Annotated in this window: 20 protein-coding genes; 11 read left to right on the top strand and 9 right to left on the bottom strand. The window is 64.5% G+C overall.

What is annotated here, in order from left to right:
- Nucleotides 1-49: 49 nt before the first annotated feature.
- A complete protein-coding gene (locus SB764_RS21160) occupies nt 50-1207 on the bottom strand; it encodes a sn-glycerol-3-phosphate ABC transporter ATP-binding protein UgpC (protein WP_343666418.1) in 1158 nt (385 codons plus the stop codon).
- Between the two features lie 191 nt (nt 1208-1398).
- On the opposite strand from SB764_RS21160, the gene SB764_RS21155 reads away from it, so the two are divergent.
- Entirely contained in the window at nt 1399-2448 is a 1050-nt protein-coding gene (locus SB764_RS21155; RefSeq protein ID WP_124261638.1) for a LacI family DNA-binding transcriptional regulator, read from the top strand.
- Here SB764_RS21155 and SB764_RS21150 read toward each other — a convergent pair.
- Entirely contained in the window at nt 2438-3217 is a 780-nt protein-coding gene (locus SB764_RS21150) for a TetR/AcrR family transcriptional regulator (protein WP_183716438.1), read from the bottom strand. The two genes, SB764_RS21155 and SB764_RS21150, sit on opposite strands and share 11 nt — an antisense overlap.
- Nucleotides 3218-3281: 64 nt before the next feature.
- Here SB764_RS21150 and shc point away from each other — a divergent pair, with 64 nt between their 5' ends.
- Together shc and SB764_RS21140 are read left to right on the top strand one after the other, a co-directional pair.
- A complete protein-coding gene (shc, locus tag SB764_RS21145; RefSeq protein WP_321870368.1) occupies nt 3282-5306 on the top strand; it encodes a squalene--hopene cyclase in 2025 nt (674 codons plus the stop codon).
- A 244-nt stretch (nt 5307-5550) separates the two neighbouring features.
- Nucleotides 5551-6504 (top strand): chemotaxis protein CheV, encoded by a 954-nt coding sequence (locus tag SB764_RS21140; RefSeq protein ID WP_065058993.1) that lies wholly within the window; start codon nt 5551-5553, stop codon nt 6502-6504.
- A gap of 152 nt (nt 6505-6656) precedes the next feature.
- Here the strand turns inward: SB764_RS21140 and SB764_RS21135 are convergent, their stop codons facing one another.
- From SB764_RS21135 to SB764_RS21125, 3 genes are all read right to left on the bottom strand, one after another.
- A complete protein-coding gene (locus tag SB764_RS21135) occupies nt 6657-6785 on the bottom strand; it encodes a hypothetical protein (RefSeq protein WP_258365468.1) in 129 nt (42 codons plus the stop codon).
- A gap of 135 nt (nt 6786-6920) precedes the next feature.
- Nucleotides 6921-8000 (bottom strand): 2-keto-3-deoxygluconate permease, encoded by a 1080-nt coding sequence (locus SB764_RS21130; RefSeq protein ID WP_410864758.1) that lies wholly within the window; start codon nt 7998-8000, stop codon nt 6921-6923.
- Nucleotides 8001-8066: 66 nt separating this feature from the next.
- The gene (locus SB764_RS21125) at nt 8067-9593 is read right to left on the bottom strand and encodes a UxaA family hydrolase (protein ID WP_074986495.1); all 1527 of its coding nucleotides are present in this window, start codon (nt 9591-9593) and stop codon (nt 8067-8069) included.
- A gap of 191 nt (nt 9594-9784) precedes the next feature.
- Here SB764_RS21125 and SB764_RS21120 point away from each other — a divergent pair, with 191 nt between their 5' ends.
- Both SB764_RS21120 and SB764_RS21115 read left to right on the top strand, forming a co-directional pair.
- On the top strand, nt 9785-10498 hold the full coding sequence (locus SB764_RS21120) for a FadR/GntR family transcriptional regulator (protein WP_065058995.1): 714 nt from the start codon (nt 9785-9787) through the stop codon (nt 10496-10498).
- A gap of 616 nt (nt 10499-11114) precedes the next feature.
- A complete protein-coding gene (locus SB764_RS21115; RefSeq protein WP_183040505.1) occupies nt 11115-11324 on the top strand; it encodes a hypothetical protein in 210 nt (69 codons plus the stop codon).
- A 242-nt stretch (nt 11325-11566) separates the two neighbouring features.
- Here SB764_RS21115 and SB764_RS21110 read toward each other — a convergent pair whose 3' ends face one another.
- Together SB764_RS21110 and SB764_RS21105 are read right to left on the bottom strand one after the other, a co-directional pair.
- On the bottom strand, nt 11567-11767 hold the full coding sequence (locus SB764_RS21110) for a hypothetical protein (RefSeq protein WP_110326612.1): 201 nt from the start codon (nt 11765-11767) through the stop codon (nt 11567-11569).
- 37 nt (nt 11768-11804) lie between these two features.
- On the bottom strand, nt 11805-12251 hold the full coding sequence (locus tag SB764_RS21105; RefSeq protein WP_074985141.1) for a MarR family winged helix-turn-helix transcriptional regulator: 447 nt from the start codon (nt 12249-12251) through the stop codon (nt 11805-11807).
- Nucleotides 12252-12334: 83 nt separating this feature from the next.
- Between SB764_RS21105 and SB764_RS21100 the strand changes: the two genes are divergently transcribed.
- The 4 genes from SB764_RS21100 to SB764_RS21085 all read left to right on the top strand — a co-directional run bounded on the left by SB764_RS21100 (nt 12335) and on the right by SB764_RS21085 (nt 15951).
- Nucleotides 12335-12700 carry a hypothetical protein gene (locus tag SB764_RS21100; protein WP_410864755.1) on the top strand — a complete coding sequence of 122 codons (366 nt, stop codon included), beginning with the start codon at nt 12335-12337 and terminating at the stop codon, nt 12698-12700.
- A 12-nt stretch (nt 12701-12712) separates the two neighbouring features.
- A complete protein-coding gene (locus SB764_RS21095; RefSeq protein ID WP_065058999.1) occupies nt 12713-13330 on the top strand; it encodes a glutathione S-transferase family protein in 618 nt (205 codons plus the stop codon).
- A 267-nt stretch (nt 13331-13597) separates the two neighbouring features.
- Entirely contained in the window at nt 13598-15496 is a 1899-nt protein-coding gene (locus tag SB764_RS21090; RefSeq protein ID WP_410864753.1) for an FAD-binding monooxygenase, read from the top strand.
- Nucleotides 15497-15513: 17 nt separating this feature from the next.
- Nucleotides 15514-15951 (top strand): MarR family winged helix-turn-helix transcriptional regulator, encoded by a 438-nt coding sequence (locus SB764_RS21085; protein ID WP_065059001.1) that lies wholly within the window; start codon nt 15514-15516, stop codon nt 15949-15951.
- Between the two features lie 7 nt (nt 15952-15958).
- Here SB764_RS21085 and SB764_RS21080 read toward each other — a convergent pair whose 3' ends face one another.
- A complete protein-coding gene (locus SB764_RS21080; protein WP_110326402.1) occupies nt 15959-16711 on the bottom strand; it encodes an SDR family oxidoreductase in 753 nt (250 codons plus the stop codon).
- Between the two features lie 101 nt (nt 16712-16812).
- Here SB764_RS21080 and SB764_RS21075 point away from each other — a divergent pair, with 101 nt between their 5' ends.
- Complete coding sequence (locus SB764_RS21075) at nt 16813-17727, top strand: AraC family transcriptional regulator (protein WP_343665784.1); 915 nt, start codon at nt 16813-16815, stop codon at nt 17725-17727.
- Between the two features lie 391 nt (nt 17728-18118).
- Here SB764_RS21075 and SB764_RS21070 read toward each other — a convergent pair whose 3' ends face one another.
- On the bottom strand, nt 18119-18490 hold the full coding sequence (locus SB764_RS21070; protein WP_124262741.1) for a hypothetical protein: 372 nt from the start codon (nt 18488-18490) through the stop codon (nt 18119-18121).
- Between the two features lie 190 nt (nt 18491-18680).
- Here SB764_RS21070 and SB764_RS21065 point away from each other — a divergent pair, with 190 nt between their 5' ends.
- Nucleotides 18681-19298 (top strand): histidine phosphatase family protein, encoded by a 618-nt coding sequence (locus SB764_RS21065; protein ID WP_124262742.1) that lies wholly within the window; start codon nt 18681-18683, stop codon nt 19296-19298.
- Nucleotides 19299-19385: the final 87 nt, after the last annotated feature.

Genomic DNA, 19385 nt, shown 5'->3' with positions numbered 1-19385 from the left:
GTTCCGAATCGATACGGATTCCTGATCGATCGAACGCGTGCGCGTGGATTCAGGCGTGAGTCTCGACGATGTCGAGCGGCGCGACGGCGAAACCGTTTTCCGCGAACAGATGGCAGAGCGCGGCGCTCGCGCGGAAATGCGCGGTGTCGCCGGAATCGAGGCGCGCGTCGCCGGGCGCCTTCGCGATCAGCACCGCGCCGCCGGGCTGGTCCAGATGCACGTAGCTGTGCTCGCCGAGCGCTTCCACGAGCGTGACCTTGCGCGTGAGCGCGAGCGTGTCGGCTTGCGGCGCGGCGGCTTCGTGCACGGGTTCGAGATGCTCGGGCCGCACGCCGAGCGTGACCGGCGCGCCCACTGCGAGCGTGCCGCCCTGGCGCGGCAGCGTGAGCGTTTCGCCGCTGCCGTCGAGCGTGACGCTCACGCCGTTCGTGTCGATGGCGGTTACCGTCGCGGCCAGAAAATTCATGCGCGGCGAACCGATGAAGCCCGCCACGAAACGGCTCGCGGGCCGGTGATACAGATCGAGCGGCGCGCCCACCTGGGCGATGCTGCCATATCGTTCGGTATCCTGACCGCTGTGCAGCAGCACGATCTTGTCGGCGAGCGTCATCGCCTCGATCTGGTCGTGCGTGACGTAGACCACGCTCGCTTCGGCGAACTGCTTGTGCAGGCGCGCGATTTCGATGCGGGTCTGGCCGCGCAAGGTGGCGTCGAGATTCGACAGCGGTTCGTCGAAGAGAAACACGCCCGGTTCGCGCACGATCGCGCGGCCGATGGCCACGCGCTGGCGCTGGCCGCCCGAGAGCGCTTTCGGATGGCGTTCGAGCAGCGCTTCGAGCTGCAGAATACGCGCGGCTTCGCGCACCTTGCGGTCGATATCGGCTTTCGGGGTTTTCGCGAGCTTCAGGCCGAAGGCCATGTTCTCGTAGACCGTCATGTGCGGAAAGAGGGCGTAGCTCTGGAACACCATCGCCACGCCGCGCTGCGCGGCGGGCACGTCGTTCACGAGTTTGCCGCCGATCGACACGTCGCCGTCGGTGACGTCTTCGAGTCCCGCGATCATGCGCAGCAAGGTAGATTTACCGCAGCCCGAAGGTCCAAGAAACACGCAGAATTCGTTTTTGCCGATCTCCAGATCGACATCGCGGATCACCGGCGCGTTGTCGCCGTAGGCCTTCTGCACGCCTCTCAAGGAAATGCTCGCCATGCGTCCCGTCTCCATGTTTTAATCGGCACGAAGCGGAGATTAAGCGCTTAATCAGGCAACCGAAAAAAATCGATCGTGGGCGCGATCGCAGGTTGCTTGTCTCCGGATTCGTTTTGAATGCGAGGTCTATGGTGCCGTCGCCGCATGCGATCAGGCAAATGTTGAAACGCATTCCCATATATTGAGCTTTCATGCCCACGCCCACTCTTGCCGAAGTCGCGCGCCATGCCGGCGTCACGCCCGCGACCGTGTCCAACGTGCTGCGCGGACGCGGTCGCGTGGGCGAGGCCACGCGCGAACGCGTGCTGGCGGCGATCGCGGCGCTCGGCTACCGTCCGCATCTGCCCGCGCGTGCGCTCGCGGAGGGCCGCGCGCCCACGATGGCGCTGATGGTGCCGAGTATCGCCAATCCGTTTTATCCGGAGTTCGCGCTCGCAGTCGAAAACGCGCTGCGCAATACCGGGCAATTCCTCATCATCTGCAATACCGACGGCGATCCGGTGACGGGCCGCGCGTATCTGGAGCAGATTGCCGGCACGCTGTCCGAAGGCGTGCTCGTGACCAATGCGAACCTCGATTTCGACGATCTGCGCCGCACCGAATCGCGTGGCGCGCCGGTCGTGCTGTGCATGTGGGAACGTCCGCTCGAACCGCCGGGCCTGCCGTGCGTGGCCGTGGATTTCCGGCTCGCGGGCGAACTCGCGGCGCGTCATCTGATCGAGCTGGGACATCGGCGCGTGGGCGCGATCGTCGGCAGCAAGGCGACGGGCATTCATGCGGCGCGCTACGAAGGTTTTCTCGATGCGATGCGCGTGGCGGGGCTCGACGGCGCGGCCGCGCCGACCATCTTCACGCCCGATACCACGCAGGGCGGCTACGCGGCGGCGCGCGAACTGCTCGGCCGCCACCCCGATCTCACCGCGCTGTTCACGACCAACGATCTGCCCGCGCTGGGCGCGATGCAGGCCGCCGCCGATCTGGGCTTCGACGTGCCGCGTCAGTTGTCGGTGGTCGGCATCACCGACATTCAGCTGGCGAGCGAATCGCGGCCCGCGCTGAGCACGGTCGCGGTGCCGACGGCGGAAGCGGCGGGGCTGGCGGTGAAGCTGCTGCGCGAGCTGATCGCGCAGACGGGGCGAGCGGCGAAAGAGCGCAAGGCGCCGCGCGAGGCGACGGTGTGCGTGACCTCGGCGCCGCGGCTCGTGGTGCGGGCCTCGACGGCGCGCGCGCCTACGGCTTGAGGAGCGTCATGCGCTCGATCTGGCGCACGACTTCGTCGCGCAGTTCGGACGACATGTCCTGATAGCCGAGCAGGTCGGAGATCCACAGGCCGTCTGCCGCGAGACGGCAGATCATGAGACGCGCGGCCTGATCGAGCGGCAGCGGATCGGGGCGCGTCCACTTGCGCATCGGCGTGGAATAGCGCTCGCGAATCTCGGGGTCCGTCATCATCGCGGCGACCAGCACGCGCAGCACGTTGGTGCTGGCGGCCGGACTCGTTTCGTCGATGGTGGTGTGCAGATAGGCGCGCGAAGCTGCGCCGCGCGCGTCCTTGCGGTCGGCGGCGAGGCGCGTTTCCATCTGGTCCTCGAAACGTTCGAGCGTCTGCTCGAACAGGGCGTCAAGGAGTCCTTGTTTGTTGACGAAGTGATATTGCAACGCGCCCTTGGTCACACCGGCGCGCTCCGCGACGGCTTCGAGCGTGACGGCCTGCACGCCGTGATCGGTGGCGATATCGGACGCGGCCTGCAGCAATTGCGCACGCACCTGCGCCGGGGCTTTCTTGCGACGCGTGCCGGAAGCGGGGGCCTCGGAAGCGGGGACTGCGGATTGCGTCGCGGGCTTTGATGCGGGCTTCGGAGTGGTTTTCCGGGTGGATTCCGCCGAGGATTTCGCGGCGCTCTGTGCGGGAGTTTTGGGCGCCGGCGTCTTGCGGGTGGCGCGCGGCTTCGTAGCGCCTTCGGCGCGTCCGGCAGCGCGCGCCGGTGCGTTGACGTTGAGATTCTTCATGGTTCGATCTTACCATTGCCGGCGGCGGCGCAAAACATTCCGTACGGATGGTATTATTCGCGCCATGAAAAAATCCGACCTGCCATTCGCGGCGCTGCTCGACGCCGCCATCGTGCGCGGACGCGACGCGCTCGCGCGCCGCCAGGCGCCCGACGGAAGCTGGTGCTTCGAGCTGGAATCCGACGCCACGATCACGGCCGAATACATCCTCATGATGCATTTCATGGGCAAGATCGACACCGTGCGCCAGGAGAAAATGGCGCGCTATCTGCGTGCGATCCAGCGTCTCGAAACGCACGGCGCGTGGGACCTCTACGTCGACGGCGCGCCCGACGTCTCGGCCAGCGTGAAGGCCTATTTCGCGCTGAAAGCCGCCGGCGACGCGCCCGACGCGCCGCACATGCAGCGCGCGCGCGACGCCATTCTCAAGCTCGGCGGCGCGGCGAAGTCGAACGTTTTCACGCGCATCCTGCTCGCCACCTTCGGCCAGGTGCCGTGGCGCGCCACGCCGTTCATGCCGATCGAGTTCGTGCTGTTCCCGAAGTGGGTGCCGATCTCGATGTACAAGGTCGCGTACTGGGCGCGCACGACCATGGTGCCGCTGCTCGTGCTCTGCTCGCTCAAGGCGCGCGCGCGCAATCCGCACGCGGTGTCGATCGCCGAACTGTTCGTCACGCCGCCGGACGAGGAGCGCGACTACTTTCCGCCCGGCAAGGGCGTGCGCAAGCTGTTTCTCGCGCTCGACCGCACGATACGCCATATCGAACCGCTGATTCCGGGCGCGCTGCGCAAGCGCGCGATTCGTCACGCCGAAGCGTGGTGCGCCGAACGCATGAACGGCGAAGACGGCATGGGCGGCATCTTTCCGCCGATCGTCTACAGCTACCAGATGATGGACGTGCTTGGCTATCCCGAGGACCACGCGCTGCGCCGCGACTGCGAAAACGCGCTCGAAAAACTGCTGATCGAGCGCCCGGACGGCAGCGTGTATTGCCAGCCGTGCCTCTCGCCGGTCTGGGATACTGCGTGGAGCACGATGGCGCTGGAGCAGGCGCTCGCGGTGCCTGCGGAAGAAGCCGTCGAAGCGTCGGGATCAACGGGCGAAACGCGCGCGGCCTCCACGCCGGTCGCGCAACTCGACCAGCAGATCGCGCGCGCTTACGACTGGCTCGCCGAGCGTCAGGTCGACGACCTCAAGGGCGACTGGATCGAGAATGTGCAGCCCGACGTGCCGCCGGGCGGCTGGGCGTTCCAGTACGAGAATCCGTACTATCCGGATATCGACGACAGCGCGGTGGTGGCGGCCATGCTGCATCGTCGCGGTCGCGCGGAGGCGCGCAGGACGGGCCGCGATCCGTACGCGGCGCGCGTGTCGCTCGCGCTCGACTGGATGCGCGGTCTGCAATCGCGCAACGGCGGTTTCGCGGCCTTCGACGCCGATTGCGACCGCCTGTATCTGAACGCGATTCCGTTCGCCGATCACGGCGCGCTGCTCGATCCGCCGACCGAAGACGTGTCGGGCCGCGTGTTGCTGTGTTTCGGCGTGACGGGCCGCGAAGAGGAGCGCGCCTCGCTCGCGCGCTGCATCGACTACATCAAGACGACGCAGCGCGAGGACGGCAGCTGGTGGGGCCGCTGGGGCACCAACTATATTTACGGAACGTGGAGCGTGCTGGCGGGACTCGCGCTCGCGGGCGAAGATCCGCGCCAGCCGTATATCGCGCGCGCGCTTGCCTGGCTCAAGGCGCGCCAGCACGCGGACGGCGGCTGGGGCGAAACCAACGACAGCTATATCGACGCGAAACTCGCGGGCACCAATGGCGGCGAGAGCGCGTCGAATTTCACGGCGTGGGCGTTGCTCGCGCAAATGGCATTCGGCGACTACGAATCGGAGTCGGTGCAGCGCGGGATTGCGTATCTGCTCTCGGTGCAGGACAGCGACGGTTTCTGGTGGCATCGCTCGCATAACGCACCGGGTTTCCCGCGCATTTACTACCTGAAGTATCACGGCTATACCGCGTATTTCCCGCTCTGGGCGCTGGCGCGCTATCGCCGTCTCGTGGAAGCGGGGCGCGCGAAAATCGCGTGATTTCTGCCTGAGCGCGGCGTGATGATCGCCGCATGACATCCAGACGCCACTCGAACGAGTGGCGTTTGCATTTTGAAAGCTTGGGCGGGTGCGAGGAAAGGGTGGCCGATCGCGTTCAAGCTTCGCCGGGCGCTGCCGATATCCCGGGTAGAGGGTCGTGCAGAGCGGGGACAGATGCGCAGGACATCCCGGCGAGCGCCAGCCAAAACGACGCAGAAACGACGCAATTCCTTAGACAAATTCCATGAAGACGATCCAGCCAGGCGTCGACGAACGCACCACGCTCACCAGCAACAACCGCTTAGAACTCCTGCTGTTTCGCCTCGGCGAGGCGCGTCCGGGCGCCGGGCGCGGGCTTTACGGCATCAACGTGTTCAAGATCCGCGAAATCGTGACGATGCCGGAAGTCACGCCGATCGCCGGTTCGCCCGCGCATCTGGTGGGCGCGGTCGATATTCGCGGCCAGATCATTCCGGTGATCGACATTGCTTCGCTGATCGGTTCGGCGTCGGACAAGCCGCCCGCGATCCTGCTCATCACCGAATTCTCGCGCGGCACCCAGGCGTTCGCGGTGGAGGAGGTCGAGGACATCATCCGCCTCGAATGGAAGGAAGTGCTGAGCGCCGAATCGAGCGGCACGTCGGGCTACGTGACGGGGATCGCGCGCATCGACGCGGGCAATGGACAGACGCGTCTCGCGCAGGTGCTCGACGTCGAGCAGGTGATGCGCGACGTGTTCCCGGAGCAGCACGAAGACGTGAAGCCCGAAGCGGTGGGCGACGCGCTGCGCACGGCGGGCGGCCGCATTCTCGCCGCCGACGATTCGGGCTTCGCGCGTGCGTTGATCGGTCAGGCGCTCACGGCGCTCGAAGCGCCGCATGTGATTGCGTCGAACGGCGAAATGGCGTGGCAAATGCTGCTGAAGATCGCGGAGGAAGCTGCGCAGGAAAAGGTGCCGGTGCGCGAGAAAGTGTCGCTCGTGATTACCGATCTGGAAATGCCCGAGATGGACGGCTTCATGCTCACACGCAAGATCAAGGCCGACGATCGGCTCAAGCATATTCCCGTGATCATTCACTCGTCGCTCACGGGCGCGGCAAACGAAGCGCACGCGCGCAACGCGGGCGCGAACGGCTACATCACGAAGTTCGCCCCGGCCGAATTGTCCGCGGCGATCCGCAAGGCGCTCGCCGCATGAACGCGGAACAGTCGCCGCTGCAACGAACCCCCTGTAACACATAACAACGCTTCTCTCTGGTTCCGGGCGCCGACGACAAAGCCCCGGAACCGCTCCGTGCCGACCTTCGGGTCGGCTTTTTTTTGCGTTGTGCGGAGCGGGGCGGTTTTGCGTTACAGCGCGTGCTGCACGGTGCGCGCCGAGTCGGTGATGTCCTGGCCGAAGCCAGCGATCGTATTGCAGGCCGAAAGGCCGAGCGTCGTGGCGGCGACCAGAAGAATCGCCAGAATGCGAATGTACATATAAACCCCGCGTGGTAATCGAACGCCGGCTGTGCGCTTTATTGCGTTCTGTGAACCGGCGTGAACGGGAGTTTATCAGCACTCGATGCGCGCGCACCTTACATTAACTTGCGGGTCGCGCGCGCGAGGTCTGAATCAATGCACGCGATCCGCGTGGGCGTTGACGTCGATAACCGGCACTGCATGCGCATCGTCGCGCGAAGTCGAGTGTGTGCGCCCGGTGCTCGCGGTGCGCTTCGCGCGCCAGCGCGCGTAAGCCGCCGTCATCAACGGCGCGAGCAGCGACGTGACGATGGTCGAGGCCGCGATTTGCGGCGTCGCCACCGACACGAGCGCGCCGAGGCGCGGATCGACGGCGGCGATCGCGGTCGGCGTCGCAACCGCGTTGCCGGCCGTGGTCGAGGCCGCCATGCCGCCGACGCCCGAGCCGCCCATCAGGCGCGACGCCAGCACGTTGAACACGGCGCCTGCCGCGAGCGTGATCAGGCCGAGCACGATGCCGGACAGACCCGCGCCGAGAATCGCATGCAGATTGATCTGCGCGCCGAGCCCGAACGCAAAAAACGGAATCAGCAGATCGCCGCCCGACTTGAGGAATTTGCGCATGTCGGCGTCGAGATTGCCGAGCACCATGCCGATGACGATCGGCAGGATCGTCGCCACGAGATCGAGCACGGGAATCTTCGCGAGGCCGGACAGCCCGAGCGCGACCATCGTGATGAACGGGCCTTCGAGGATCGACAGCACCGCGAGCGCGCCGCGATCCATTTCATCGCCGAATTGCCGCGTCAGTGCGGCGTAGAGACCCATGTTTGCATTGGTGACGGCCGCGATGATCGCCATGCCGGATAAACCGAGAAACCCTTGCGCGCCGAAGAATTTGCTGACCACGAGCCCGATCAGCACACCGCTGACGAGTTTCGCGATCGTGATCGCCGCGCCGTTTCGCAGCGCACGCGGCGCCGTGCGAAACTGAATTTCGGCGCCCATGCAGACGAAGAACACCGCGAGAATCGGCAGCGCGCCATGCGCGAGTTGCGTCGAGAAACTGCCGATGCCGAGCACGCGCGGCGCGAACGTATTGAGTACGCTGCCCCAGAGCAGAGGGATGACCATCATCCCTCCAGGAAAGCGTTCGATGGCCTGTTTGATTTTCACCTTGAGTCTCCTGCTTATTCTGGCGCGCACGCATGCGGGCGTGCGGCCGGTTTTCATTCTTCAAAGGTCATGCGAGGCGATGGCGCGGCATGCAGCGAAACACACGGCATGCCGCGCGCGGCGTTACATCTGCGCGCCGATCATCCACGGCACGAATTCCTCGTTGCCGATGCCGAGCGCTTCGCTCTTGCTCTTGCCGCCCGACGCCACCTCGACGATCATGCGGAAAATCTCCTCGCCCTTTTGCTCGACGCTTGCGGTGCCGTCCATGATGTCGCCGCAATTGATGTCCATGTCGTCGGCCATGCGGCGATACATCGGCGAATTGGTCGCGAGCTTGATCGAGGGCGCGGGCTTGGCGCCGAAGCACGAACCGCGTCCCGTCGTGAAGACCACGAGATTCGCGCCGCTGGCGATCTGGCCGGTCGCGCCCATCGGGTCGTAACCCGGCGCATCCATGAAGACGAGGCCGTGCGTGTCGACCGGTTCGGCATAGCGATACACGCCCATCAGCGGCGAGGAACCACTTTTCGCCACCGCGCCCAGCGACTTTTCGAGGATCGTCGTGAGGCCGCCGGCCTTGTTGCCAGGCGTCGGATTATTGTCGATGCTGCCTTTCTCGCGTTCCGCGTAGGCTTCCCACCAGTGAATGCGCTCGACGATCTTTTCGCCGACTTCCTGGCTGATCGCGCGTCGCGTCAACAGATGTTCCGCACCGTAAATCTCGGGCGTTTCGGAGAGAATCGCGGTGCCGCCGTGACGCACGAGCAGATCGACGGCCGCGCCCAGCGCCGGGTTCGCCGTGATGCCCGAATAGCCGTCGGAGCCGCCGCATTGCAGCGCGATATTGATGTGCGAAACCGGCAGCGGCTCGCGCACCGATTGATTCGCGATCGGCAGCATGGTTTTCACGGCGGCGATCGCTGCGTCCACGGTCTTTTGCGTGCCGCCTTCTTCCTGCATCACGAGCGGCACGAGCAGCGGGCCGGGCTCGACGCCCTCGGCGATAAACATCGCGCCCATCTGGTTCGCCTCGCAACCGAGACCGATGATGACCACGCCCGCGAAATTCGGATGCTTCACGTAGCCGCCGATCGTGCGGCGCAGTTGCGCGATGCCTTCGCCATGATGGTCGATGCAGCAGCCGAAGCTGTGCGTGATCGGCACGATGCCGTCGACGTTCGGGTACGCATCGAGCGCGCCCGGCGTGCTGAAGTGCTGCGAAACCAGCTTCGTGACGGTGGCCGAGCAGTTGACCGTGCTGATCACGCCGATATAGTTGCGCGTGGCCACGCGGCCGTCGGCGCGGCGAAAACCGTTGAAAGTCAGCGGCGCGCTCGCGGGCTCGACGGTCTTGAGGTCTTCGCCGAAAGCGTAATCGCGGTCGAATTCACCGATCGAGAGATTGTGGACATGCACGTGGTCGCCGACGCGAATCGGCTGCGTGGCGAAGCCGATGATCTGGCCGTAGCGGCGCACCGGCGCGCCTTGCGCGACGTCGCGGCAGGCGACCTTGTGGGCGGCGGGAATGTCGGCGGCGCAAACAATATCGTCGAAATCGGCGAGAATCGTACCGGCGGCGAGTGCGCCGCGTGCGATCAGCACGTCGTCGAGGTCGTGCAGTTTGATGGCGAGCGTAGCCTGGCTCATGGTGCCTCCTGATTGTGGGGTCGGGGTGCCGGGCGTGGCTCGTCGTAGTGGCTCGCGAGCGTTGGCGACCGGCGTGAGCACATGATCGGGCGGGCGGGAGACAGGCGCAAATTGGTCAGGCCAATTCGGGGACCACGGCGTCACGCGGCATTTTTCCGCGCCATTCAGGCATAGCGAACAGAGAGTCGAAGGTGGAAAGTCGTTCGAAAAACACAGGCGCGCTGGCCCAGACGGTCCGGCGCATCGAGACAGGCATTCAGGAAGGACGCTGGCAGGCCGATGAGCGCCTGCCTTCCGAGCGCGCGCTCGCGGAGTCGTATGGCGTCTCGCGGGCGACGGTGCGTGAGGCAATTGGCCGGCTCGCGAGCAAGGGCGTGCTCGAAACGCGGCGCGGCAGCGGCGTCTATCTGCTGCGTGCGAAACCCACGGGGCTCGCGGCGCCGTGGTTGCAATTGATCGCGGATACGCCGCCGTTGCGCTCCGAAACGCTCGAATTCCGCCTGGTATTCGAATGCGCGGCGGCGCGCTTCGCGGCGCTGCGCTCGTCCGCGCATGAACTCGAACGCTTCGAGACCATACTCGAACGTATGCGCGATGCAGTGACTCATGCCGACGTGGACGCCGAAGCGGCCACCGACGGCGAATTCCACACGGCGCTCACGGCGGCCTCGCACAATCGTCTGCTCGATCAGTTTTACGCGAGCGTCATTGCGATGCTGCGCGATCATATTGCGAGCAATACCTACGACGCGACGGTCAATAACGCCAACGCGGCGATGCAGGCACGCAATCGTCTCGATCAGCACGAATCGATTTATCACGCCATTCGCGACCGCAATCCCGACGCGGCGCAGCAGGCGATGTTCGTGCACATCGATTACGTGGGCAAACAGTTCAACGTCTGAGCGGCGCTGAAGCGGGATGCTGGCAGTTACCGGTAATTCACGAGATTGATCACGTCGTTGGGGAGCCACGAAGGTTCTCTATTAGCAACTGCGGCGAGGTGGCTCAAGCCTTTGATCCGTAGGGTTTTCGGCTGCTTTTTTGGGGGGGCGCATTTTGCCATCCGCAGCGGCACGCGTCCTTTCGTGTCGCGATAACGTTAGATCATCTGACTCAGTTCGGCCAGAGGCGGCCACTCATGGCCTCGTCAGAAACGTGGGAGGTTCGCCGTAGCCTTATCAGAACTTCCAGGAGCGTCGCAACCAAAGGAAGGTGATGAAGCCTGTGACGGATATCAGAATGATGAGAAGAACGTAGCCCCATTCTTTTCATGTAGTCGGCAAGGTGCCACCAATGACATCTGCTCCCCCTCCTGAGAGTACGGCCACTATCAGTATGGCTATGCCCACAAATACCATCACTCCTTTCGCTAGGCCACCGAAAAAAGCCTCAGCCAATCGTGCCAATTTGGACGCGCTGTCAGTCATTCGCTCTAGTCATCGGTATCTCGTACAGATTCGTCTTGTGGGCTTCCGAGCGTAACATGACCAATTGGCTCATCCATTTGCCACTTCGAAAATGACGGTCGAAGAAGTACGCAAGAACTTGCTGCGGTTGATTGGCACCTACGTGACGGATTCAAGTGTCCGCGATGAACTGGTGTGCTTGGTGAATCGGCCCAACGTCCCCGCGAAGGGGATCCTTGTGCAATTGACCCCCTTCATGTCTGGCATGGTTTCGGAAGCAGACGGCAAGGTTATTCGTGAAATCGCGTTCTATTTTTGCTGACTAGCGCGGCCACTTAGAACGTACATCAAATGGCCGTTATCGATCAACGTGAGAGACCGCTCAGGGTCGAATATAGCCCCTTACCTCAATGTCCCTTGGGCCCGATCTGACTGTAACTGTGGGATCGGGCCCGCAGCTTTACTGCTAAAACGCATGCCTTCTCGCCTACGAGAATATTTTGACCAGCGACAGAACCCTGAAGGTGATCTCCTCACCCGAACGACTGTTCGATGGCTCTCAGGCTAGCGATAATTCACGAGATTGATCACGTCGTTGAGAAACCACGGCAGGATCAATTGCGTATCCGGATAGCTCGTGCCGACCGTGAGCCTCGGTTGTTGCGAGGCGGACGGTGCGCCATCAGGCGTCGAAGTGGACGCACAGCCGCTAGCGAGCGCGTTAAAACAGGCGGCGAATACGGCAGCGAAATAAAGACGCCTCATGGCGATGAACTCCTGCAACGTTGCATCGCCACATTGTCTACGAAAGCGCGCGCAAATGGGTGCGTAAGCGGTCGATCTCGCCCGCGGGGAACGGTGCTTCGATTTCCTCGTGCGTGCGCTGCCAGATCGGAAAGGCTTGCGCGAGCAGGCGGTCGCCGGCGGGCGTGAGGCTCAGGCGGCGGCTGCGCTTGTCGTCTTCGTCCGGTTCGATACGCACCAGTTCGCGCCGTTCGAGCGGCTTGAGCGCGGCCGTGAGCGTGGTGCGATCCATGGCCAGCAGCGACGACACTTCTTTCATCGTCGGCGGATGCGGGCGATTCAGCGACATCAGCAGCGAAAATTGCCCGTTGGTGAGATCGAGCGGACGCAGCGCCTCGTCGAAAATGCGAGCGAGATTGCGCGCCGCGCGCTGCATGTGCAGGCACAGACAGCAATCGCGCACCATGAGCGTGGCGTCGAAGGGAAGTTTTTTCGGGTAGGCCATGTTGCAATTGTGTTGATATCAACCTATATTGTCAAGGCCGGTCGGGCAGTCTCCCGTTGTTCCTTTCGATAGCTGGAGGAAGCATGAGCGATCATCAACTGTTTCTCGCGGTTTTTCTCGGCGGCAAGGACACGCCGCGCATGAAAGCCTGGATGGCGATGCCCGAAGACGAGCGGCGCGCCAAAGAGCATGAAGGTATTGCGGCGTGGAAGGCGTGGGTCGAGCAACACAAGGCGTCGATCGTCGAGATTGGCGGGCCGCTCGGCAAGACGCTGACCATCGGCGTGGATGGCGTGACGGACACCACGAATCGGCTGACGGGCTTCACGGTGGTGCGCAGCGCCTCGCACGCGGACGCGGCAAAAATATTCGAAGGCCATCCGCATTTCACGATCTTTCCGGGCGAGACCATCGACGTGATGCCGGTGCTGCCCATTCCAGCCGGCTGAGCGGGGGGCGTCATGAAACTCTATGGATTTGCCGGGACCCGTTCGCAGCGTGCGCTATGGGGTCTCAAGGAAGTCGACGCCGATTTTGAATTCATTTCGGTCAATCTGCTCGAAGGCGAGCATAAACGGCCCGATTATCTGCGCCTGAATCCGGCGGGCAAGGTGCCCGTGCTCGTCGATGGCGACCGCGTGATTCCCGAGTCCGCCGCCATCGTGCTGTATCTGGCCGATAAATATCCCGAGAAAGGTTTGCTTCCGGACGATCTCGACGAACGCGCCCAGGTGTATCGCTGGACGATGTTCGCGGTGACCGAACTCGAACAGCCCCTCTGGCGTATCACGCGGCACAGCTTTATTTATCCGCCGGACCAGCGCTCGCCCGCCGATATCGAACTCGCGCGGAGCGACTTCAAGACGATGGCGGCGATTCTGGAGAAGCATCTGGACGGGCGCGAGTTTATCGTCGGCAATCGATTGACGGTGGCCGATTGCGTGACGGCCTATCTGATCGACTGGGCAGGCGAGGTGCAATTGCTCGATGGCTTTCCGCGTTTGCGCGATTATCTGGAAAGGCTGTACGCGCGTCCGGAAGCGCCGCAGCGTATTGCCGATGCGCGCAAGGCGGCGTAGCGCGGCGCGTGTTTGATGAGGTATTTACTTCGGTATGCTGATTATTTGTTAGAAAACCATTGTTGAGCGACAGACCCGCTGAATCGGCAGACGAATCGCGTTTGCCGCGACCGGCACGGCGGGTCCGCTCGTTTTTTTCGACCGCTGGCGCGTGCCATCTCCTCATCCCAGGGTAAACATCAGGCGTGCCGGAAGTGCTTTTAAATAGTTGGTGTACGGAGTATATTTGTCTCCATCACGATACCGATACCCACGGAGACAGACACCATGCAGTTTCATCTCAACGGTTTTCGCGTTGGCGACCCCACCATCGAACCCGCAGCCGCCGGCGCGCCGCGCGCCGGTTTGCCCGAGAAAGTCGACGTGCTGATCGCGGGCAGTGGCCCGGCGGGTCTCGTGCTGGCGGCGCAACTCTCGCAGTTTCCGTCGATCAAGACCTGCGTCGTCGAGCGACGCGAGGGACCGTTACAGATGGGGCAGGCGGACGGCGTGGCCTGCCGCACCGTCGAGATGTTCGAGGAGTTCGGGCTCAGCGACCGCCTGCTGCGCGAAGCGTATTGGGTCAACGAAACCGTGTTCTGGCGTCCGGACGCGCAGGATCGCGGCGCGATTCGGCGTACCGGACGTGTTCAGGATACCGAAACAGGTTTGTCCGAGTTTCCGCATGTGATCGTCAATCAGGCGCGCGTGCAGGATTATCTGCTCGACGTGATGCGTCGTTCCGCGCAGCGTGCCGAGCCGGATTACGGCCTCGAAGTGGTCGACGTGCAGCGCGATGGCGCCGACGCCGACTATCCGGTGCTCGTCACGCTGCGCCGCACCGACGCCGCGCGTGAAGGCGAAACCGTCACCGCGCGGGCGCGCTATGTGGTGGGTTGCGACGGCGCGCGCAGCCGCGTGCGGGCGTCGATCGGCCAGACGCTGCGCGGCGACGCCGCCAATCACGCGTGGGGCGTGATGGATGCGCTCGCGGTCACCAACTTTCCGGACATCCGCCTGAAGGCGGCGATTCAATCGGCGAGCAAGGGCAATCTGCTGCTGATTCCGCGCGAGGGCGGTTATCTGGTGCGCTTTTATGTCGATCTCGGCGACGTCACGCCGGAGAATCGCGACAGCATCAAGCAGACCACGGTCGAGCGTCTGATCGACACGGCGCGCGGCATTCTGCATCCTTACACGCTCGACGTGAAAGAGGTCGCGTGGTTCTCGGTGTACGAAGTGGGCCAGCGTCTGACCGAGCGTTTCGACGACGCCATCGCCGCCGACGGCAGCGCGCGCGAACCGCGCGTGTTCATCGCGGGCGACGCCTGCCACACGCATAGCGCGAAGGCGGGGCAGGGCATGAACGTGTCGATGCAGGACGGCTTCAATCTGGGCTGGAAGCTCGGCGCGGTGCTCGAAGGCCGCAGCGACGCGAGCCTGCTGCGCAGCTATTCCGACGAACGCCAGCCGGTCGCGCAGGAACTGATCGACTTCGACAAGGAGTGGTCCGCGATGATGGCCGCGCCGCCCAAGGACCCGCAGCGGCCCGACGCGGGCGGCGTCGATCCCGCGGAATTGCAGGCGTATTTCGTGCGCGCGGGCCGCTACACGGCGGGCGTCGCCACGCGTTACCGGCCGGGCGCGCTCACGGGCGAGTCCACGCACCAGGCGCTGGCCACGGGCTTTCCGATTGGCGCGCGCTTCCATTCGTCGCCGGTCGTGCGGCTCGCCGATGCGAAGCCCGTGCATCTCGGTCACGCCGCGCGCGCCGACGGCCGCTGGCGTCTCTATGCGTTCGCCGACGCCGACGGCCACGCTCTGCGCGCGCTCTGCGAGCATCTGGTCAACTCGCCCGAGTCGGTGCTGCGCCGCGCGACCGCCGCGCAAGCCGACATCGACAGCGTGCTCGATCTGCGCGCGGTCCTCCAGCAGCCGCATCGCGAAGTGCGCGTCGACGATTTGCCGGCCCTGCTGTTGCCGCGCAAGGGCCGTCACGGCCTGATCGACTACGAGAAGGCATTTACGAGCGACGCCGCGACTGATATCTTCGACGAGCGCGGCATCGACCGTGCACGCGGCGCGCTCGTCGTGGTCCGTCCGGATCAATACGTCGCCCATGTTCTTCCACTGGACGCGTACGCGGAACTCGACGCCTTTTTCGCCCCGATCTTCCGCACGCGCTAAACACATCGACAGCGAAATTGCCGAAACAACCCGACGATCCCGCGCTTTCCAAATTCACGGGCAGCCTCGTGCGCCGCGCGCAGCAGCGCCACGCGGCAGTGTGGCTGAGCGAAGTGTCGGCGGAGATTACGAGCGTGCAGTATGCGGCGCTCGAAATTCTCCAGCAGACGCCCGGCCTCAATCAACGGCAACTCGGCGACGAGCTGGACGTGGATCGCTCGACCATCGCGGACCTCGTGGCCCGCATGGTGCGCAACGATCTGATCGAGCGTTCCGACGACCCCGCCGACAAGCGCAGCTACGTGCTGTTTCTCACGGCGGCGGGCAAGAAGCAGTTGGCGAGCTTGCGTCCGCGCGTGGAGGAAGTCGAGCGCGTGCTCACGGCGCGGCTCTCGCCGCGCGAATGCATGGAACTGCGCCGCCTGCTGCTGGCGTTGATGGTGCCGCGAGAATAGTGGTGGATTAACGCGCCGCTTCGGCCGCCCACGCTTCGGCATCCACGCCCGCCGGAATGCGCAGCGGCGCGGCGGGATCGGTGGCCGCGCGCCAGACGGCGGCGGCCACATCCTTCGAATAGGTCACGGGCGCTTCGGTATCCGCGAATTCGGCGAACACGCGCTTGACGAGATCGGCGTAAGCCTCGTGCTCGAAGCCGAAGATATGGCCGCGCGCGTTATCGGCGAAACGTGTTTCGGGCGAGCGCCCCGGCAGCACGAGATGCACGCGCACGCCGAAGGGCGCCACTTCCACCGCCGTCGATTCGCTGAACGCGTTCACCGCCGCCTTGCTCGCGCGGTAGGCGCTCAACAGCGGCAGCACCTTCATGGTCACGCTCGACGTGACGTTCACCACCACGCCCGCCTTGCGTTGCCGGAATTGCGGCAGCACCGCCTGCGTGAGCGCGATCGTGCCCAGCGTGTTGGTTTCGAAGATCTCGCGGACGGCGTCGATCGGCGCGAGTTCGGCGGGCGACGCCATGCCGAAACCCGCGTTGTTGACGAGCACGTCGATCGGACCGGCGGCTTCGACGGCGCGTTGAATACTCCGCGCATCGGTGACGTCGAGCGGCAGCACGCGCAGGTGGTCCGAAGGCGGCAGCAAGTCGGTGCGCGGCGTGCGCATCGTGGCGACAACGCGCCAGTCGCGGGCGAGAAATTCGCGCGCGATTTCGAGGCCGAAGCCCGAGGAACAGCCGGTAATCAGCACGGTTTTCATGTGCACTCCAGTCAAGTGGTCGGTGAGTGCACTTACGATAGAGCGCGCAAGCCGTACTTGCTACAATCAAAAATCCGAAAATCTTTCGCAGGAGTCCGGCGATGATCGATCCGCTGGCCGAGGTGGTCATGCTGTTGCAACCGGGAGCGCGCTTCTCGAAACTCGTGCATGGCGCGAGTCCGTGGCGCATCAGCCGCTCGGATTCAGGGCAGCCGTTCTATTGCGTGATTCTCGAAGGCGGCTGCGAAATGGCCATCGACGGACACGCGCCGATCATGCTGCATGCGGGCGATTTCGTGCTGATTCCGGCGGTGTACGGCGTCGCGATGATGAGTCTCGATGCGCCGCCGGACGTCGAATCGCGCGATCCGGTCGCGCTCGGCGACAACGAGTACAGAATCGGCGATCCGGACCGCCCGGTGGACGCGCGCATGATGGCGGGGCATTGCTCGTTCGCTTCGCCCGACGCGGCCTTGTTGGTGTCGTTGCTGCCGCGCTACGTGCATGTGCGCGGCGAGCAGCGCCTTGCCACGCTGGTCGGGCTCGTGCGCGAGGAGACGCGCGAGCAGCGGCCCGCGCGCGAGATCGTGCTGTCGCGCTTGATGGAAGTGCTGCTGATCGAGGCGCTGCGTTCGGCGGCGGGCACGCAGGCGTCGCCGGGACTCGTGCGCGGGCTCGCCGACACGCGCCTGGCCGCCGCGATTCGCGGCATGCACGAGCAGCCCACGCACGCATGGACTGTCGCCGAACTCGCGAAAGCGGCGGCGCTGTCACGCTCGACGTTCTTCGAGCGCTTCAGCCGCGCGGTGGGCGTGGCGCCGATGGAATATCTGCTTAACTGGCGCATGGCGCTCGCGAAGGATCTGCTGCGCCGCAACGCGGGCCGTCTCGCCGAGATTGCGGAGCGCGTGGGCTATAGCTCCGCGAGTACGTTTAGCGTGGCGTTTACGCGGCATGTCGGGCGGCCGCCCGCGCAGTATGCGCGTGAGCAACAGGCGAATCTGGACATGGTTTAACGCCTTGCGCGTGACTGGGTAAAGTAATTAGTCGAGCGAATTAATTATCCGATTTTCGATGGGAATCAGCGCTTGCTGCACGCTGTTTTTTCCATGCTGCGTGTCACATCAATGCGCAATCGCGGTTTCAATCAGCAGCCGCAAATCCTGTGAGCGCAAATAGTCGATGCCGTCGAGTGCGCCATGCGTTTCCATGCAGCGACGCGTGGCGATGCCGGGCGAGCAACGGTGCGCGCGCTTCGGCCGTGCGCGCGTGCATCATGAAGTGCGCGCGGAATGGCGCGCTCGCGTGGAGCGAGAGGGCATCGAGCGTTTGCGCCGCATTGTCATTCGCCGCCGATCGCTCGATCTGGCGGCTCGCGGCCTTCACGGCGTGGCGCGTGGTTGGGTTTCAGCGCAGTGCGCGGCGCAGCGCGCCAAGCTCGCCGTGCAGACGCTGGCAGAGCGCCGTGTGCGAGGCGTTTTGCGCGCGCAATTGCGCGTCGAGCGTGAGGACGATTTCGCCGAGCGCGTCGATGCCGTCGAGCAGCGGGTCGGTCGCGTGAAGCGGCGTGGTTGCGGTGTCGTTGGGATCGTCGTTCGGGTTGTCGTGCGCTTCGTTTCGGGGCAGCGCGCCGTCGGCCGCCGCGGGCGCGCTGGCCGTCCCGGCTTCGGGCGACATGACCGCAGTGGCCGGCGTGGCGTGAGTAGGCGTGGTGACCGGCGTAGCGGGCGCGACCGGCACGGCGGCCGGTTCAGGGTCGAACAACGACTTCAGGAGCATTGGGATTCTCATGGCGGCAAGGAAGGCGAAAGGTCGGCGAAAACTGGGCCGTCATGGTCGCATCGTCGCGAAATTGTCTGTCCTGAAAACCGGCGCGCGGCCCAGCGGTCTGGCGCATCTTGCGCATCGGGTTGAAGCGGATCGTCCACGCGGCATAGAATGACCACGCCGTTCATTCTGGAGCTACCCGATGCCCGCCGTTGCGAAATCCCCTGCCAAGCCCCGCGAAGTCTGGCTGATCCGTCATGGTGAAACCGAGTGGAGCCGCACCGGCCAGCACACGGGCCGTACCGATATCGCTTTGACCGGGCATGGTCGCGAACAGGCGCGCGCACTCGCGAAACCGCTCGCCGACGTGCAGTTCGACGCCGTGCTCGCGAGCCCCATGTCGCGTGCGATCGAGACCTGCAAGCTCGCGGGGCTCGGCGATCGCATGGTCGTGTCCGCCGATCTGCTCGAATGGGATTACGGCGTCTACGAAGGCCGCACCACGCCGGAGATCCGCGAGACCGAACCGGACTGGAGTGTATGGCGCTCGTCGATCGCACAAGGCGAAAGCCTCGCGCAGATCGAGACGCGCGCGCGTGGCGTGGTCGAAAGTCTGCTCTCGATGGTCGGAAACGGCGGCCGCGTGGCCGTGTTTTCTCATGCCCATTTTCTGCGTACGCTGGCGGGCTGCTGGGTCGGCGACTCGGCGGCGCTGGGCGCGCACTTCTACCTCGATACGGCGTCGATCAGCGTGCTGGGTTTCGACCGCGAAAGCCGCGCCGTGCGTCGCTGGAATGCGATTCCCGAAGGCTGCCGGTAGGCCTCGCGTCGGCGGCCAAAAAAAAGCCGCCCGGAAAGCAGGCGGCATCAAGTCGAAGTGAACAAGCATGAAAAAAGCGGGAATCAG

The sequence above is a fragment of the Paraburkholderia sp. SIMBA_027 genome, assembly GCF_046535315.1.
Lineage (GTDB): Bacteria > Pseudomonadota > Gammaproteobacteria > Burkholderiales > Burkholderiaceae > Paraburkholderia > Paraburkholderia tropica.
Note: the sequence above shows the minus strand (reverse complement) of the source record. Positions and strands in the feature narration are given on the sequence as shown.

What these genes read in the sequence shown, in the direction of transcription:
- SB764_RS21090 (WP_410864753.1), top strand. Translation starts at nt 13,598, where the DNA reads ATGCAGTTTCATCTCAACGGTTTTCGCGTTGGCGACCCCACCATCGAA.
- SB764_RS21080 (WP_110326402.1), bottom strand. Translation starts at nt 16,711, where the DNA reads ATGAAAACCGTGCTGATTACCGGCTGTTCCTCGGGCTTCGGCCTCGAA.
- SB764_RS21155 (WP_124261638.1), top strand. Translation starts at nt 1,399, where the DNA reads ATGCCCACGCCCACTCTTGCCGAAGTCGCGCGCCATGCCGGCGTCACG.
- SB764_RS21100 (WP_410864755.1), top strand. Translation starts at nt 12,335, where the DNA reads ATGAGCGATCATCAACTGTTTCTCGCGGTTTTTCTCGGCGGCAAGGAC.
- SB764_RS21105 (WP_074985141.1), bottom strand. Translation starts at nt 12,251, where the DNA reads ATGGCCTACCCGAAAAAACTTCCCTTCGACGCCACGCTCATGGTGCGC.
- SB764_RS21130 (WP_410864758.1), bottom strand. Translation starts at nt 8,000, where the DNA reads ATGAAAACCGGCCGCACGCCCGCATGCGTGCGCGCCAGAATAAGCAGG.
- shc (WP_321870368.1), top strand. Translation starts at nt 3,282, where the DNA reads ATGAAAAAATCCGACCTGCCATTCGCGGCGCTGCTCGACGCCGCCATC.
- SB764_RS21150 (WP_183716438.1), bottom strand. Translation starts at nt 3,217, where the DNA reads ATGAAGAATCTCAACGTCAACGCACCGGCGCGCGCTGCCGGACGCGCC.
- SB764_RS21070 (WP_124262741.1), bottom strand. Translation starts at nt 18,490, where the DNA reads ATGCTCCTGAAGTCGTTGTTCGACCCTGAACCGGCCGCCGTGCCGGTC.
- SB764_RS21095 (WP_065058999.1), top strand. Translation starts at nt 12,713, where the DNA reads ATGAAACTCTATGGATTTGCCGGGACCCGTTCGCAGCGTGCGCTATGG.
- SB764_RS21075 (WP_343665784.1), top strand. Translation starts at nt 16,813, where the DNA reads ATGATCGATCCGCTGGCCGAGGTGGTCATGCTGTTGCAACCGGGAGCG.
- SB764_RS21110 (WP_110326612.1), bottom strand. Translation starts at nt 11,767, where the DNA reads ATGAGGCGTCTTTATTTCGCTGCCGTATTCGCCGCCTGTTTTAACGCG.
- SB764_RS21135 (WP_258365468.1), bottom strand. Translation starts at nt 6,785, where the DNA reads ATGTACATTCGCATTCTGGCGATTCTTCTGGTCGCCGCCACGACGCTC.
- SB764_RS21115 (WP_183040505.1), top strand. Translation starts at nt 11,115, where the DNA reads ATGACGGTCGAAGAAGTACGCAAGAACTTGCTGCGGTTGATTGGCACC.
- SB764_RS21140 (WP_065058993.1), top strand. Translation starts at nt 5,551, where the DNA reads ATGAAGACGATCCAGCCAGGCGTCGACGAACGCACCACGCTCACCAGC.
- SB764_RS21065 (WP_124262742.1), top strand. Translation starts at nt 18,681, where the DNA reads ATGCCCGCCGTTGCGAAATCCCCTGCCAAGCCCCGCGAAGTCTGGCTG.
- SB764_RS21160 (WP_343666418.1), bottom strand. Translation starts at nt 1,207, where the DNA reads ATGGCGAGCATTTCCTTGAGAGGCGTGCAGAAGGCCTACGGCGACAAC.
- SB764_RS21125 (WP_074986495.1), bottom strand. Translation starts at nt 9,593, where the DNA reads ATGAGCCAGGCTACGCTCGCCATCAAACTGCACGACCTCGACGACGTG.